Genomic DNA, 14,566 nt, shown 5'->3' with positions numbered 1-14,566 from the left:
CCCCCCGGACGCGTCCGCTCACCGCTCCGGCCGCGCCTGGAGGGCGATGACGGCGATGTCGTCCCGCCGGTTCTGGACGGGGGGCAGCAGGCCGCGGATCAGATTCGGCAGCGGCAGACCCCCGCGGGCCAGCGCGTCGGTGCGTTCGCGCAGCCGCCGCAGGTTGTCGCCGATGTCCGTGTCCGGCGTCTCCACCAGCCCGTCGGTGTAGAGCACCAGGGTCTCGCCCGCCCGCAGGGTCGCCCGGAGGGTGGTGCGGGGGAGGGCGTCGGCGACGCACAGCGGCGGGTCCGGGGCCGTGAGGCCGTGCAGGTACCGCGACGGCGCGTCGGCCGGGAGCAGCAGGGGCGGCGGGTGGCCGGCGTTGGAGAGGGCGATGTGCCAGTCGCCGTGGGACTGCCGTTGCAGCACCGCGTGCACCGCCGTGACCATCGACGGGCTGTCGAGCGCCTGCACGATGCGGTCGAGCCGGCTGAGGGTGTCCGCCGGGCTGGCGGCCGGGCCGCTGTCGTAGGCGAGTCCCCGCAGCATGCTGTTGACGCGTCCCATCGCGGTCGCCGCGTCGAGGTCGTGGCCCGCGATGTCGCCGATCGACAGCGCGAGGGCGTCGGGCGAGAGCCGGACGGCGTCGTACCAGTCACCGCCGACCTCCGCCGCCGAGTCGGCCGGGTGGTAGAGCGCGGTGACGGTGAGACCGTCGACGGACGGCGGGGGCGCCAGGAACGACTGCTGGAGCGCGAGCGCCTTGCCGCGGATGCTCTGCAACTCCATGGTCCGGCGCAGCGGCCCGCTCATCTGCTGGAAGACGTCCTGCAGCAGGGAGAGGTCGGCCTGGTCCGGAGGCGGGTTGCCCCGGCAGGTGGCGATGGTGGCCAGGGCGACGGTCCGGCCGTCGACCACGACGGGCAGCAGCGCCACCCCCGTCGCGCGGGCCTCCCGCAGCCATCGGACGGCGGCATCCGAGAGCCCGTGGCCGGGCGGCCCGTCCGGCGGGAAGACGAGCAGCCTCGCCTGCTGGCGCTCGATGGCCTGCCGGGCGACCGGCCCCAGCAGGAAATCGGGCTCCAGGGGAGGCAGGGGCGGCAGACCGGGGGCGAGTCCCACCCGCTCCGGCGACGTCACGGCCGGCGCCCCGCCCGAAGGCCGCACACCGGCCTCCAGGCCGTTCTGCACGCGGAAGACGGCGACGGCGTCGGCCAGTTCGGGCACGACGGCCGCCGCCGTGGTCAGGAACGCCTCGGACAGGTCGTGCGCCGCCGGCACCGCCGCCATACGGGCCAGCAACTTCTCGCGCATCCGCGTCCGCCAGTGGTCCTCGGCGTCGGTGGCGGTCCCGACCCACTCCACCTCCCCGCTCCGGTCCAGCACCGGAGCGGCGATGATCTTGACGTGGCGGAAGCGGTCGGGCGCGCCGTCGAGCCGTACCCGGACGATCGTGTCGAGCGGGATCCGCCGCCGGGTGGCCCCGCGCCAGGCCCGCTGGAACCAGCCCCGGTCCTTCGGGTGCACGGCGTCCATCCACGGGCTCCCGTTCTCGGGGTGCCACAGTTTCTCCGCGATGCCGCCTCCGGCCAACAGGGTGATGACGCCGTCGGGCGACATCACCCACACCGACTGGGGCACGGCCGACATGAGCGCCTGGTACCGCCTGAGAAGGCGTTCCTCGTTCACGGCCGCCTCCACCGCGTCCGGGCAGGCGGCGCCGCACCCCCGGCCGGGGGCAGCGGACCCGGGCCGGGCGGGCGGCGCAGTGGACCATCGCCCCTCATGCTCCGATGATCCCCCGCATCGGGGGCGTCAGCACACCGGCCGAGCGTGCTTGTGCCCCTTCCGCGGGGCGCCGGCCGCGGCGGACGGGGCGGAGCACGCCCGCCGGGCAGCCCCGGGGGCGCGCGTCGCGCGGTGACCGCCCTCCGGGGCCTCCGGGGCCTCCGGGGCCTCCAGGGCCTTCCAGGGGGGACGGATGCTCGGGGGTGCGATGGAGACCCCAGCCGTACCGCACCGGGGGCAGCGTGCGGGAGGGCGGCAGCCCCGGTCACTGGGGCCGGCCCGCGCTGCCCGGCCGCCGTCGAACGCCCTCCTTTACCTCCTGCGCGAGCGCAGCTTACTCTGGAGTAAGTAACCGTTTCCCCAGGGGAGTTGCGTGTGAGTTCCTATCGAGTCGTCATGGTCGGCACGGACGGGTCCGAGTCGTCGTTCGCCGCGGTGGAGGGGGCGGCCCGGCTCGCGGCCGTCTGCCGGGCCGAACTGCTCATCGTGTGCGCCTACCAGCCGATGCGCGGTCCGGAACTCTCCCGGGCGCAGGACCAGCTCGGCTCCGAGGCGTACCAGGTGGTGGGGTCGGCGCCGGCCGAGGAGACCCTGCGGGCCGCACGGGACCGCGCGCTCGGCCAGGGGGTGTCGGAGGTGCGGTCCCTCGCCGTTCAGGACGATCCCGTCCCCGCCCTGGTGAACGCCGCCCGCGAGCACGCGGCCGACCTGCTGGTGGTGGGCAACCGCGGCCTGCGCTCGCTCGCCGGGCGCATCCTGGGGTCCGTCCCCGCCGACATCGCGAGGAAAGCCGGCCTCGACGTGCTGATCGTGCACACCACATGAGCGGTCTGCGCCCGGTCGCCCCGGAGGGGGAGCCGGCCGAGGCGACGGGTCCGCCCACCGCCGCCCTGCGGGAGCTGGTGCTGGGCGCCGCCCCCCGGTGGACGCGGAGGGATGTGGCCGCACGGGCGGGGGTGGGGCTGGAGCGGGCCGAGCGGATCTGGCGTGCGCTGGGCTTCCCCGCGGTGGAGGACGGCGAGCGCTTCTTCACCGACGCCGACGTCGAGGCGCTCCGCGCGGTGGCACGCCTGATCGAGACGGGGCTGGTGACCAGCCGGAACGAGACCATGGTGGTGCGTGCCGTGGCGTACCACCTGTCACGCCTGGCCGAGTGGCAGATCGAAGCGTTCTGGGGGTGGCTCGGCCGGGCGTCCGGCACGGCTCCCGGCGACGGCGAACCGGTGGAGCGGGCGGCGGAGCTGATGCCGGAGCTGGAGGCGTTGCAGAGGTACGTCTGGCGCCGCCACCTCGCCGCGTACGCCGAACGGCTCCAGGCCGGGCCGGGGGCGGCCGAGGAGGAAGGAGCCTCGCACGCCCCGGCGCCGGGGCCCGGTCCCGCGCGGCACCCCGGCGATGCCGGGCTCCGGTACCGGGCCGTGGGATTCACCGACATGGTCGGGTACACGCGGCTGACGCGCGGGCTGGAGGGCGCTGAACTCGGACGGGTCATCGACAGCTTCGAGAGCCTCACCGGCGACGTGATCGCCGAGGGGCACGGCCGGGTGGTGAAGACCATGGGGGACGAGGTGTTCTTCGTCTGCGAGTCCGCGTCCTGTGCGGCGGACATCGCGCTGGAGCTGACGGCCCGCGCCCACGGCGCGCCCGAGCTGCCCCGAGTCAGGACCGGCCTGGCCTACGGTGAGGTCCTCTCCCGGTTCGGGGACCTGTACGGGACCGCGGTCAACGCGGCGGCCCGGCTGACCACGGTCGCCCGCCCCGGCACCGTGCTGGTCGACACGGCCTTCTCCGGTGAACTGGCCGGAGTGGCGGGGTACGAACTGAGGGGGCTGCGCCCGGTCTCCGTACGCGGTTTCCCGCGGCTGCGTCCGGTACTGCTGCGGCCCGCCCCGGCAGGGCGCCGGAAGGCGGGCCGGTGACACCACTTCCAGGGGGCCGCACCCGGGCGTGCGGAGCGCGGAGCGGACGCGGCGGCGCGCGCCCCCTCCATGGGGCCGCGGGGCTCCGGGATGTCCGGACCCCCGGTGAGGGCGCAGCATGGACGGGAGGGCTGAGCCCACGGCGTCCCGTGCGCCGCCGGGGTCCGGGTGTGGAGGGAGGGTGCGATGGGCCACGACGCACCGCACGAGGCCGATGGTTCCGGTGAGGCCGGAACCGACGGCGTCCCGGGCCCCGGACGGGCGGGGAACCTGCTGGACTTCCTGAACGTCGCGGCTGTCGTGGTGGACCTCGAGGGCCGGATCGTGTTCTGGAGCCCGCAGGCCACCGGCGTCTTCGGATACACCGCCGAGGAGGCGCTGGGCCGGTACGCGGCACGGCTCCTGCTCGGGGAGGAGGACCGGCGCCGGGCGACGGAGCTGTTCGCCACCGTGATGGGGTCCGGAGAGAGCTGGTCGGGGACGTTCCCCGTGCGGCACCGGGACGGCGGCGCCCGGCTGGTGGAATTCCGCAACGTGCGGCTGCAGGACGACCTTGGGGACGTGTACGCGCTGGGGATCGCCGTCGACCAGACCGCGCTGCACGACGTGGAAGGCCGCCTGGCGATCTCGGAGCAACTGGTCTCCCAGGCGCCGGTGGGGTTCGCCCTGCTGGACGCCGACCTCCGCTACCGGCTGGTCAACCCCGCGCTGGAACGGATCAACGGGGTGCCGGCCGCCCAGCACATCGGCCGGCGCCCTCGCGACGTCCACCTCCACGGCGTGGTGGAGACGGTCGAGTCCGCACTGCGGTACGTGCTGAGGACCGGCATGTCGCTCATCGACCAGTACATCGTCGGCCGCACGCCCGCCGACCCCGACCACGACCACGCGTGGTCGGTGTCCTACTACCGCGTCCACGGGCCCGCGGGGCGGGTGATCGGGGTGGCGTCCTCCGTCGTCGACGTCACCGAGCGGCACCTGGCGGCCGCCGAGGCCGAACGGGCCCGCAAGCGGCTCGCGCTGCTCGCCGACGCCTCCGCCCGGATCGGTACGACGCTCGGGGTGGAGCGCACCGCCCGGGAACTCGCCGAGGTCGCGGTACCGGACCTCGCGGACGTGGCCGCGGTCGACATCCTGGACGACGTGCTCAACTGCCGCGTCCGCACACGGCGCGAAGAGGGTCCGGAGCTGTTCCGGGCGCTCGCCGTCGCCTCCGCCTTCCCCACCGCGGTCACCGCCGCGGCGGACCCGGTCGGAGAGGTCGCCGCCTACGGCCCGGAGCGGCTGATCACGCGGTGCGTGCGCACCGGGCAGCCCGTCCTCGTGCCCCACTGCGGGCCGCGGGACCTCCGGCGCATCGCCCGTGACGCCCAAGCCGCCGACGCCCTCGCCCGTGCCGGGGCGCACTCCTATCTCGCCGTTCCCCTCATCGCCCACGGCGAGACGCTCGGAGCCGTGGACCTGCTGCGCACCCGCACCCCCGCCCCGTTCGACGAGGACGATGTCCTGCTCCTCCGGGAGCTGGCCGCCCGGGCCGCGATCGCCATCGGCAACGCCCGCTGGCACCAGAACGTCCGCACCGCCGCGGAGACCCTCCAGCGCAGCCTCCTGCCCCCGGCGTCACCGAAACGCCCCGGCCTGCGGATCGCCTCCCTCTACCGGCCGGCCCAGTCCGCCAACGAGATCGGCGGAGACTGGTACGACGTCGTCCCCCTCTCCGACGACAAGACCGCCCTCGTCATCGGCGACGTCATGGGCAACGGCATCGACGCGGCGGCGGCCATGGGCCGGCTGTGCACCGCCGCCCGCGCCTACGCCGCCCTCGACCTGCCCCCGGACGACATCCTCCGGCACCTCGACGGGCTCACCCACAGCCTGGAGCACTACATCGCCACCTGCCTCTACGCCACCTACGACCCCCGCACCGGCCAGTGCCGCATCGCCAACGCCGGGCACCTGCCACCGGTGCTCGCCCGGACCGGACGCAAGCCCCGGCTGCTGCACCTGCCCCCCGGCGCCCCGCTCGGCGTCGGCGGCGTCGGCTTCGACACCGCCACCGTCGCCCTGCGGCCCGGCGACCGGCTCCTGCTCTACACCGACGGGCTCGTCGAAACCCGGAACGACCCCATCGACGAACGCCTGGGCCTCCTCCTGCGCACCATCGACTCCGTCGACCCGTCACTCGACGCCACCTGCGTCCGGCTCGTCGACTCCATGCGCAGGCCCGAGGACCCCGACGACGTCGCCCTCCTCCTCGTCGAGACCCAGGACGCCGCTCTCCCCCCGGACTGAACCGCCCGGCGGAGGCCGCCGGACCTCTTCCCCGGCCCGGTGCTCAGGCCACCGCCGCCGGGACCCTCGTCGCCGTCGGCGGCGGGGGAGGCATCAGGTGGCGGCGGGCGACGGCCACGAGCAGGAGGTAGGAGAGGACGGCCAGCCCTACCGTGATGATCCAGGTATGCGATCCGGCCGGATCGTAGACCCGTCCCGCGTTGCCCACGTCCACGGCCGGCGCGGTCTGGCCGGCCTCGAAGGCGTCGCGGTCGCTCCCGTACAGCTTGACGCTCCCGAGCTCCACGGCGCCGTCGGTGGAGCGGAACGTCCCCAGCCACTCGCAGGTGGTGTGCCCGGCGTGTCCGGCGCACACGAGACGTACGGCGGTGAAGGTGCCCCGCGGCCCGTCCGCCGTGGCGGTCCTGGCCGCATCGCCCAGCCCCGGCACCGTCAGCCAGAACAGCAGGGCTCCGGCCAGCAGGAGCAGCAGGGAAACGAACCCCGAGGCCCTTTTGCCGCTCGTCGCCACGCGGTCAGCCCTTCGGAGCGCAGCCGCACCGCGCGGCGGCGTTGTCCGGGCGGCCCGCCCGGGTGTGCAGGTACATGGCGACCACCATGGGCACCGTCACCAGCGTGTTGTAGAAGAGGTGCAGCTCCACCCGGGGCATGAGCAGCTGGATCAGGCTGGTGGGCGCCGCCTTGCCCAGCAGGTGGGCTCCCGCGAGCACCTGAACCAGGAGCAGCAGGTGCTCCAGGTGGTGCCACACCTGGATGCCGAGGGAGACCTTCCACCAGGTGGCCGAGCGGCCGGTGAAGCCCGGCCGCAGGAGGAACAGACCGACCATCATCACCAGGGCGTAGCCGTAGTGCATCCACTCCGAGGTGACCAGCCAGGGGAACGGCATCCCGAGGACACCGCGCGCCTCCGGGATGGGCCAGCCCATGACGTAGATCTGGTAGGCCTGGACCAGATGCTCCGCCCAGTGCGCGACGACGATGAACAGGAAGACGCGCAGGCCGAGTTGGTGGTGGCGGGTGTTGACGGCGTCGAGCCCGCCGCGAAGGGTGAGAGGTGACGTTCCGGTGCTGATGGCCATGCCTGGACCTCCACGGTCTGGGTAGGAGGGGAACAGGCGCTCATCACACCAGCCTTCACCCGTGCGGGCCTCTTCCTGCGTGCTCTCTTCCCCGCCGGTGACCGCCCTACGGGCCCTGGGACGCGACCCGAACGATACGGTCGGGCCTGCCGCCACGGACGTACGAAGGACCCGCTCCTCCCGGAGCACCGGGGGCGCGCGACGACCCCACGGCGAGGACGACCTCCTCCTGTCTACGCCGTACCGGCGGTCCGGGACGAGGGCGCGTGCATCAGGGGGGAGGCCCTGGCGGGCGCGGTGGTCGAGGAGGCGTACCGGCGGCGGGCCCTCGGGTCGCGTCCCGCGTGGAGACCGCAGCGGGTCCACCGCCGTCGCGTCGTCCGCTCCCGCTCACGCCGCCGGGCCGTTCCACGGCCGGCGGAGGTGGTCGACCAGGGCCAGGAAGACGAAGAAGTTCGGCATCTCCGACACCACCGGGGCAGTCACCGCAGTGGCCCCCAGCGAACGCCACTTCCCGGCCGTCCTGACCTTGACGTAGCCGTCGATCACCCTGACCTCCTCGATCTGAGTCCACTTCGCGGAATCGCGTGCCGAACCCACCGCCTCCCGGGACACCCACAGCTTGCCGAAGGTGAGCGTTTCCCCGGCGTGGACAGCGGTGAGGGCCTGGGGGAGCTGCTCTTGCGTCACCCCCTGCTGGATGGCCCTTCCCCACTCCTGCGGCTTGGCGAGCTGTCCCTTCTTCACCACCCCGTCCGACCGGCCGCGCAGCACGACCGTTCCCTCGTCTGTGTCGGTGAGCGTGTACCAGTGCTCGGTGTACCCGGTGGCGCCTGTGTGCCGGACGCTCCTCTGGAGGACGGACGTGCTGTCGTAACGGACGGTGTGGACCTGGCCCTTCACGACGGCGGTGAGCCCGTGCTCGTACAGGTCCAGCCGGACGCCCTGGTTCTTCTTCGAGTTGCGCTGATCGACCCAGAGGCTGATCAGGACCGCTACGAGCAGTCCGCCGGGCAGCAGTGCCACGACCGGTTCCATCGTGAGGGCCAGTACGAGGCCGAGCCCGCCGAGCACCACCACCGCGGTCACGGCGCAGCCGCGGAAGCCGTCCGACTGAACTCCGCGGTAGGTGGCGGACCGTGCTCCCAGACGTGCGTGGTCCGCGGCTTCGTCGACGCTTGCCCGCAGGTGGTCCTGGGCATGAGATCGGCTCTGTTCCCCGGTCACTTCTCCCCCTTTGCTTCCCGGTGCACCGCCGGGGCCCGACGATGAGGGGAGGGATGGTAGTGCCTCAAGACGACTTCGGAGCGAACGCCTGTGCCCAGGTACGACATCGGAGCTCCCGCGCCTCTTCACGCCTGGTGGACCGGCCGCCCGTGACGCTCCGGCGCTCGGGACCGCGTCCGCCCCGTCCCGGCCTGCGACCGGCCGAGCGACTTTCGCGAAAAGTCCACCATTCCTGCAACCCTTGGCCCGACCCGTCTGTCTGATCCCGTGAGCCAAAAGGCTCACGGTTCACCTGGGCCCCGGGGTGATGACCGCGCCCGGGGCTTCTTCTCCTTGGAGACACATGCGTATACGTGCCGCCGTGGCCGCCGTCACCGGCGCCCTGACCCTTTCCGCTTTCGCAGTACCGGCCGTCCAGGCCGACGAGAAGCCGGCCGCCGACCTGAGCGTGCCGTCCGGCGCCGAGGTCTTCGGCGGTGCGCCCGCCGAGGCCGGCGCGCCGACCGCCACGGCCCGCGCCGCCGAAGTGCCCGTCATCAAGAAGGTCGTCGTCAACGGCGGCAAGAACATCGTGGTGGGCACGGAGTCCAAGCAGAAGTTCACCATCGCGATCACGACCTCCTCGCCGAGCGGCATCGCCGACGCGTTCGCCTACCTGTGGCACGGCCACATCGACGAGGTCGACGGCTTCCTCGGCCCCACCCAGGAGTACGGCGACTGCAAGGTCTCGGCCGACCCGACCACCTCCACGTGCACCCTCTCGGTCACGGTCGACCCGCGGTCCGACGACCTCTACACGAGCAGCCTCGCCGGCACCTGGAACGTCGGCGTCGGAGCGCTCGCGGACACCGGTGGCAAGGAGGACTTCGTCTGGAACGATTTCCAGGCGAAGACCCGCGTGCAGCGCTTCTCCAAGCTGACCGTGAACGCCTCGCCGGAGCCGGTGAAGAAGGGCAAGACCATCACGGTCACCGGCAAACTGACGCGCGCCAACTGGGACACCGGCACGTACAAGGGGTACACCAACCAGCCCGTGAAGCTCCAGTTCAAGAAGAAGGGCGCCACGAGCTACACGACGGTCAAGACCGTCAAGACCAGCTCGACCGGCACCCTGAAGACCACCGTCAAGGCCGCGGCCGACGGCTACTGGCGCTACAGCTTCGCCGGTACGTCCACCACCCCGGCCGTCTCGGCCACCGGTGACTACCTCGACGTGAAGTAGAGGCACAGCACGGCAAGGGGGCCCTCGGCAGGAGACTGCCGGGGGCCCCTGCTGTGCGACGACCGGTCGTACGCGGTGGTCGTCCGGCCGTGCTCAGGGTGACAAGGCCGGCCAGGGCCATTCCTGGGAGGGCGGGCGCGGACGGTGCGTGGTCGAGCTCCTGAAACTCATCAACGACGGCCCCACCCGCCTCTTCGGATACCGACTGCCCTGGGAATACGCCCTCTTGTCAGACATGCCGCTGCGACTCAAGAACTTCCGCGACCATCTGAACGCTCTGCTCGGCACCCCGGAGGAGCCCCTACGTCCCGGCCCTGGCCGCGGAGGGTCTGGATCTGGACACCGAAACAGAGCCCGCCAACAGCGATGAGCGACGAAGAACAGAACGAACACCCACCGGCCTGGACCTTCGGCACACGCCAGTTCCGCCGCACGCTCGCGTGGCACATCGCCGACCAACCGTTCGGGGTCGTCGCGGGAACCCGGCAGTACAAGCACGTCGGCCACCTGTGCCGGTGGGCGGGACGCATCGTGAGCTCACCGCGCCGCCGGACGGGACACCGGGGCCGGGCGACAGCTCTTTACCGCGTTTCGCCCTTCGGCAGGACCTGTGCCGTGACGGTTCGGACGCGTGTCGCGCAGACCCCTGAAGATCGTCCTGGTCCGGTGTCCACCTGGGATTCCGGCAGGTTTGCCTCCGAGGGGTTTCTTTGCCGATGCCGTGTTCATGCGGCGGTGACGGCGAGGGCGTGGGTGGCGGCGATGGTGCCGGTTGTCCATCCGGCGTGGATGTTGAGGGGGTTGCCTTCGGCGTTCTTGATGATCATGGTGAGGTGCAGGTCGGCGCAGTGGGTGGTCTGTGCGGGGTCGATGTAGAGGGAGTTGGTCGCCGTCATGTGATGTTTGGGGGTGGAGATGGACCATGTCCTGGCTGTGCTTTTGAGCAGGGGGCCGCACGGTGTTCCGTCAGCGTTGCGGGGTTGGGCTTCGATCCATGTCCGGGCCTGGGTGCCGGTGTACCCGGATGTCCCGCCCGCGCACAGCGAGGAGAGGGGCTTGCAGGTGGTGAGGGCGGCGTCCATGACCACGGTGGTGCGTCCGGAGCCGGTGGGGACGTAGGTGTGCTCCATGACGGGAGTGGAGGTTCCGCGGGCCAGCACGGTGGTCTCCGCCTTTGGCAGGGTCCAGCTGTCGCCGCTCTTGTACTGCGAGCGCAGGAGTTGGGCGCCGGCTGGGATGCGCATGGTGACCTCGCGGCCGTTCTTGATGATGGTGGAGTAGCTGGTGACCGCGAGGTTGCACTGGTAGCGGTCGGTGGTGGGGGCGGTGAAGAGCCATCGCAGGATCGGGGCCAGCGACGTCTCCCCCGGCGGGACGAGATTGGTGGCCCAGTAGGCGCCCGCCTCCTCACCGGTCGGCAGGGCGGTGCCGTCGGCGTAGCGGCATCGGATGGAGAAGGTGTTGCCGATGTTGTCGCCGGCCGCGAGAGCATCGACGTTGGAGACTCCGAGGTCAGTGGCTCGCAGGTAGGAATTCGTGCCCGCTGCGGCGTCGAACACCACCTCGGTGCCGGGTATCGCCTTGTGGGTGCCGGCGTGGGGATCCACAAGGTAGTCCAGGGTGGTCGACCCTGCGGCTTCAGCGGTGGTGGCGGTGAGCCCGGTGAGGGAGCAGGCAGCGAGGAGCGCTGTCGCAAGGGCGGAGGCTACGGGGGCGGTGAGGAGTTTCATGTTCGCTCTTCGCTCGACCGGGCACGCACGAGGTTGACCTGCGCGCCCGGATACCGGTGTTCGTGCGGGCCCGGGGCCATGGCCCGGGTGTTAGGAACGGAGAAAGACGCCGATCCGGTCCTGTCGGGCGCCAGTGGCGCCCGACAGGACCGGATCGAACGTGTGCGGCGGGCCGGAGGCCGATGGCCCGTCGGGCAGGGCTTGTTGACGCTGCCACTCCACCGCTTGCCCGGGGCCTGGAAGGTCGTGCCTTCGCGGAGGAAGGTGGACAGCGAGTCGGCCTTCCGTCCGTCCGCGGTTGTGCCCGCGTCGCAGAAGCCCCCGAGGTCGGCCTTGCCGTCACCATTGTAGTCGCCGGAGGCCGGGTAGCTCTTGTCCCAGCTGAAGCCGCCCGAACTGATCCACTGCTGCTGGGAGTTGTTGAACGCGGCGCCGTTGCTGCTGAAGGTGTACAGCGAGGAGAGCGCCATGCCTTCCGCGTTCTGCCCGGTGTTGTGGAACACGCCTACGTCAGAACGGCCGTCGGCGTTGTAGCCACCCGAGGTCACCTTGCCGGCGTTCCCGTGGGAGCTGCCCGAGCTGGTCCACGTCGTGTGGAGTAGATGCGCCAGTAACTCACCAGGTACAACTGCGGGTTGAACATGTTCCGATACAGCTCACTACACGGCAGACCACGTCTGCCGCACTCACGAAGGATGGCTGACACCGTGTCGGCACTCTGTATTTCGCATGGCTCCCGGCCTCATCCGCGTCCAGTCGCCTGTGCCCCTTCGCCCTGCCGGCGGCTTGCCGCCCCGGCTTCCGCGACGTAGTCGATTGCCTCGCTGGTTTGCGGGAACGGGGGATACCGCGCGGATGCCGCGCTTGCGCAGGTGCACGCGGATCGCGCGAGAGGAGCACGCCGTAGACGCCGTTTCTTATGGAGGCCTCTCCAGCCCTTACTGGCGGAGGGGCGGGCGTGAGCTGTACTGGGCTCCTGGTAGAACCGGCACATGGCATACAGGTTCACAGCCCGTGCGGTGGCGGCTGAAGTCGACGTTGATGGCGAGATGCAAGCCGGCGTGGCGGAGGAGGACGAGGGCTTCTTCCTGCTGTTCACGAGCGCTGTCGGTGAGCCGTCCGCGCAGGACATCTCGCTCGGGCTCGACACGTACTGCGTGATGACCCCGGACCAGTGCACGGCTTATGGCTGTGTCCGCGAAGTGACCCTGGCAGGCGGCCTGCTCACCGTGTCGCTGGACCCCGACACTCTGGATGACTTGGAGTTGGATGACGCACAGATCGAGGCGGTGCTCGACGTCCCGGCGGAGAGTATTGAAGAGATGCGTGAGGTACTTGCGAAGGTGCTGGCCTTCGGACGCAAGGAGGCCCGACCTCGGCTCACTGGCTTCTCGGGTTGATCCGCCTGTCGAGGCGGCGGTGTCCGATCAGGAGTGGTGCGATACCCACGAAGGCGAGGAAGTGTTCGGCCTTGCGCTCGTGGCGGCGGGGGAGGCGTCGGCAACCGGCCGGCCAGGACACGGTTCTCTCGACCACCCGGCGGTGACGTCGGGGAGAGAAGTCCTCCCTGCTGCTCACCACGCGCTTCGGCGATCCGGGCGTTCGGCGCCTGCACTGTCTACCGGCTCGCCGAGCGGGCGAGGGCGGCGGTCGCGGCGGTGTGGGGGCGGGTGCGACCGGTGGTCGACCTCGCCCCGGCGGCCGTCGACGTCGTCGCCGTGGTGTACGTGATGCGCGGCGCCTTCGCACGCCACCACCTTCTCGCCGAAGCCCGCGGCTACCTCTTCTACGCCCTGCGCGGCCACCCCCACGAGCCCGGCCTGGACGAGACGATCGTGCAGGCGGCCGTCGACGACTACACCCGCCCCGTCGGGCGCGGCCGCAGGATGACCGCCGACCTGCGCGCTCTGTATCCGCGCGACACCGGGGACCAGGCCGTGCTGCGCCCGCTGACCCGCAGCCGCACGGCGACTCAGTACGAACGGGCCCGCCTCGCCGCCGACGCCCTGGCCGCCCGGGTCCGCGCCGCGCGGCGAGCCGAGCGCTTGAGCTCCCGCCCCCGCCCGTACGCCGTCGCCGTGCCTGCCGCCTCGAGGTCGCGCCCGCGGCCGCGGCCGCTCCGCGACGGCCGGAAGGACGGCCGCGTCCTGGAGCCGGAGTCCGGCGTCGACTGCGGCCTTGTTCCGGGCCGGGCCCTTCTCCAGCCGTGCCACCTGCTGCCGCAGCTTCTCGTTCTCCACCTCCGCGGCGGACTTCTTCGTGCGGGCCGGACTGGTCCGGCGATCGACCGAGTTTTCCACGGCCCCGGCATCACGGGCGGTCCGCCACTCCTTGACATGTGAGTGGTAGAGCCGTTCCCGGCAAAGGACCGCGCCCTTCTCGTTCCTGGGCGCCGCGTCGTACTCGGCGACGATCCGCAGCTTGTACTCCGAGGTGAAAGTGCGGCGCTTCGGCCTCGGTGCCGGGTCGGACCCGGCGGGTTCGGTACTGGTCATAAGAGGTGATTCTCTTGTCGTGTCCCTCTCAGGCTAACCCGACAGAGCGGGATGTCTCACCTCAGGTTGACAGGGAGTGACCCGGTTCTCGCGGACGCCCGGGGCGGTACGGGAGGGCTCGGCTCGGGCTGGGTGAAGCCCGGGGGAACGGCGAATGTTCACCGAGGCACTGGTGGTTGCGGCGCCGTGCTGTGCGTGTCGCCCCGGCGTCATCTGACGTACCTAGCGTGTGCACCATGCGACGAGCTTGCTGCCCCCGTGCATGGGCCGGAACGGGATCGACGGCAGTTCTCGCCGCCCTTGTGACGGCAGAGGTGACGATCCCTGTCACGCCCGCCGTTGGCGCGGACTCCGTCGAACTCCCCGCCCTGTCGGCTTCTGTTGCGCCGGGCGAAGAGCGCGTGGCCGCGTCCGCCCGGAGTGCCGAGGCGGAGCTGCGGACGGTGCGGGCTCCGCTGACCAAGGGCGTGGACAGGCTGGGCGGACGACTTCGCCCGGCAGGTGCGTCCGAAGTGCCGGGCGGTCAAGAGGCCCTGTGCGCCGATGTCACCCAGGGGCTGTGCGGGGCACTGCACACGCTGGTCCCGGCGGCACTCACCGATCTGGAGTACGTCGAGAGCACCCGCACCGACGCCGTCGATCGGATCCGGTCTCACGGTCGGAAGACGGACGAGGCACTTCACTGCGTCGGTGGGCAGGTGAGACGCTGAGTGGAGGAGATCGACTTTCCGCCGGATGTCCGGACGATGCTCTGGATCCTGCTGGGCGAAATGCCCCTGCAGGCCAGGGAGAATCTGGCGTGGGAAAGTCGTCAGCTCTACCTCGCTCTCCA

General features: G+C 71.7%; 12 protein-coding genes and 3 pseudogenes. 7 read left to right on the top strand and 8 right to left on the bottom strand.

Translation table 11 applies throughout. The features are described 5' to 3' along the window. Positions 1–18 precede the first annotated feature (18 nt). Positions 19–1,671 (bottom strand): SpoIIE family protein phosphatase, encoded by a 1,653-nt coding sequence (locus ACH4K1_RS31685; protein WP_398092981.1) that lies wholly within the window; start codon positions 1,669–1,671, stop codon positions 19–21. Between the two features lie 474 nt (positions 1,672–2,145). Here ACH4K1_RS31685 and ACH4K1_RS31680 point away from each other — a divergent pair, with 474 nt between their 5' ends. The 3 genes from ACH4K1_RS31680 to ACH4K1_RS31670 all read left to right on the top strand — a co-directional run bounded on the left by ACH4K1_RS31680 (position 2,146) and on the right by ACH4K1_RS31670 (position 5,981). Further along, positions 2,146–2,595 carry a universal stress protein gene (locus tag ACH4K1_RS31680; RefSeq protein ID WP_398092980.1) on the top strand — a complete coding sequence of 150 codons (450 nt, stop codon included), beginning with the start codon at positions 2,146–2,148 and terminating at the stop codon, positions 2,593–2,595. Further along, complete coding sequence (locus ACH4K1_RS31675) at positions 2,592–3,689, top strand: adenylate cyclase regulatory domain-containing protein (protein WP_398092979.1); 1,098 nt, start codon at positions 2,592–2,594, stop codon at positions 3,687–3,689. Before ACH4K1_RS31680 ends, ACH4K1_RS31675 begins: the two co-directional genes overlap by 4 nt. Positions 3,690–3,875: 186 nt before the next feature. Then, a complete protein-coding gene (locus ACH4K1_RS31670; protein WP_398092978.1) occupies positions 3,876–5,981 on the top strand; it encodes a SpoIIE family protein phosphatase in 2,106 nt (701 codons plus the stop codon). A gap of 43 nt (positions 5,982–6,024) precedes the next feature. Here ACH4K1_RS31670 and ACH4K1_RS31665 read toward each other — a convergent pair whose 3' ends face one another. The 3 genes from ACH4K1_RS31665 to ACH4K1_RS31655 form a co-directional block, all read right to left on the bottom strand. Beyond that, positions 6,025–6,492 (bottom strand): hypothetical protein, encoded by a 468-nt coding sequence (locus ACH4K1_RS31665; protein WP_398092977.1) that lies wholly within the window; start codon positions 6,490–6,492, stop codon positions 6,025–6,027. 4 nt (positions 6,493–6,496) lie between these two features. Then, positions 6,497–7,060 carry a hypothetical protein gene (locus ACH4K1_RS31660; protein ID WP_398092976.1) on the bottom strand — a complete coding sequence of 188 codons (564 nt, stop codon included), beginning with the start codon at positions 7,058–7,060 and terminating at the stop codon, positions 6,497–6,499. Positions 7,061–7,450: 390 nt separating this feature from the next. Then, positions 7,451–8,287, bottom strand: coding sequence for a DUF6585 family protein (locus ACH4K1_RS31655; RefSeq protein WP_398092975.1), 837 nt, complete (start codon positions 8,285–8,287; stop codon positions 7,451–7,453). 343 nt (positions 8,288–8,630) lie between these two features. On the opposite strand from ACH4K1_RS31655, the gene ACH4K1_RS31650 reads away from it, so the two are divergent. Then, positions 8,631–9,509 carry a calcium-binding protein gene (locus tag ACH4K1_RS31650; RefSeq protein ID WP_398092974.1) on the top strand — a complete coding sequence of 293 codons (879 nt, stop codon included), beginning with the start codon at positions 8,631–8,633 and terminating at the stop codon, positions 9,507–9,509. A 725-nt stretch (positions 9,510–10,234) separates the two neighbouring features. Here the strand turns inward: ACH4K1_RS31650 and ACH4K1_RS31645 are convergent. The 4 genes and pseudogenes from ACH4K1_RS31645 to ACH4K1_RS31630 all read right to left on the bottom strand — a co-directional run. After that, positions 10,235–11,239, bottom strand: a complete 1,005-nt coding sequence (locus ACH4K1_RS31645) for a hypothetical protein (protein ID WP_398092973.1) — start codon at positions 11,237–11,239, stop codon at positions 10,235–10,237. Then, positions 11,236–11,787, bottom strand: a complete 552-nt coding sequence (locus ACH4K1_RS31640) for an FG-GAP repeat domain-containing protein (protein ID WP_398092972.1) — start codon at positions 11,785–11,787, stop codon at positions 11,236–11,238. Before ACH4K1_RS31640 ends, ACH4K1_RS31645 begins: the two co-directional genes overlap by 4 nt. 41 nt (positions 11,788–11,828) lie before the next feature. Then, a pseudogene (locus ACH4K1_RS31635) lies at positions 11,829–11,963 on the bottom strand (RNA-directed DNA polymerase); the annotation flags it as partial. Positions 11,964–12,015: 52 nt separating this feature from the next. After that, a pseudogene (locus tag ACH4K1_RS31630) lies at positions 12,016–12,150 on the bottom strand (IS5/IS1182 family transposase); the annotation flags it as partial. Positions 12,151–12,231: 81 nt separating this feature from the next. Between ACH4K1_RS31630 and ACH4K1_RS31625 the strand changes: the two are divergent. From ACH4K1_RS31625 to ACH4K1_RS31615, 3 genes and pseudogenes are all read left to right on the top strand, one after another. Continuing rightward, the gene (locus ACH4K1_RS31625; RefSeq protein WP_398092971.1) at positions 12,232–12,639 is read left to right on the top strand and encodes an Imm10 family immunity protein; all 408 of its coding nucleotides are present in this window, start codon (positions 12,232–12,234) and stop codon (positions 12,637–12,639) included. 180 nt (positions 12,640–12,819) lie between these two features. Next, positions 12,820–13,410: pseudogene (locus ACH4K1_RS31620) on the top strand (conjugal transfer protein TraA); the annotation flags it as partial. A gap of 638 nt (positions 13,411–14,048) precedes the next feature. Then, on the top strand, positions 14,049–14,444 hold the full coding sequence (locus tag ACH4K1_RS31615) for a hypothetical protein (protein ID WP_398092970.1): 396 nt from the start codon (positions 14,049–14,051) through the stop codon (positions 14,442–14,444). Positions 14,445–14,566 lie beyond the last annotated feature (122 nt).

It is taken from the genome of Streptomyces sp. NPDC017448, from assembly GCF_044330565.1.
GTDB lineage: Bacteria > Actinomycetota > Actinomycetes > Streptomycetales > Streptomycetaceae > Streptomyces.
Note: the sequence above shows the minus strand (reverse complement) of the source record. Positions and strands in the feature narration are given on the sequence as shown.

Excerpts from the sequence above, each read along its gene's own strand:
- ACH4K1_RS31670 (WP_398092978.1), top strand. The coding sequence starts at position 3,876 with ATGGGCCACGACGCACCGCACGAGGCCGATGGTTCCGGTGAGGCCGGA.
- ACH4K1_RS31625 (WP_398092971.1), top strand. The coding sequence starts at position 12,232 with ATGGCATACAGGTTCACAGCCCGTGCGGTGGCGGCTGAAGTCGACGTT.
- ACH4K1_RS31660 (WP_398092976.1), bottom strand. The coding sequence starts at position 7,060 with ATGGCCATCAGCACCGGAACGTCACCTCTCACCCTTCGCGGCGGGCTC.
- ACH4K1_RS31645 (WP_398092973.1), bottom strand. The coding sequence starts at position 11,239 with ATGAAACTCCTCACCGCCCCCGTAGCCTCCGCCCTTGCGACAGCGCTC.
- ACH4K1_RS31650 (WP_398092974.1), top strand. The coding sequence starts at position 8,631 with ATGCGTATACGTGCCGCCGTGGCCGCCGTCACCGGCGCCCTGACCCTT.
- ACH4K1_RS31675 (WP_398092979.1), top strand. The coding sequence starts at position 2,592 with ATGAGCGGTCTGCGCCCGGTCGCCCCGGAGGGGGAGCCGGCCGAGGCG.